Below are 452 nucleotides of genomic sequence, written 5' to 3'. Positions count from 1 at the left end.
TCAGGTAATGCTGATTTATGTTTTATTATTACCACCCCGATAGGTAGTGCTATCGAGCATTTAAACAGTTGTGACGTTACAGTGATCGAGGGGCCAGTAAGCCGTACAGGTGCAAAAGGTAAAGTTGAGTCAGTATATTTTAGAGATCCTGACGGCAACCTTATCGAGGTATCAAACTATCAAAACGTGTAACAAGGCCATCTTGCATCGCCCAGCCAAAAAACGGCTGGGCCGGACCTCACTTCGTTCGGCCACAAATGTAGGCGTTAGGAATATGAAACAATGAAATCGGTATCTACGGGTTTAAAAAAGATTCTTATTTTTACAGGAAGCACTGTAGCCTTATCAATTGGATATTATATATACGCCCTTAGCCTTTACCCGCCAGTTGAAGAGCGTGAAACATTTTTAGCTGAAATAGGTGAAGGGTTAGGAGAGATTGGTTTATGGCT

1 pseudogene is annotated in these 452 nt (G+C 42.0%); it reads left to right on the top strand.

Annotation, left to right across the window (positions count from 1 at the left end):
- A pseudogene (locus A3735_RS31855) lies at positions 1 to 192 on the top strand (VOC family protein); the annotation flags it as partial.
- Between the last annotated feature and the right edge of the window lie 260 nt (positions 193 to 452).

This window comes from Oleiphilus sp. HI0061, from assembly GCF_001635675.1.
This window is presented reverse-complemented; position numbering and strand designations above follow the sequence as displayed.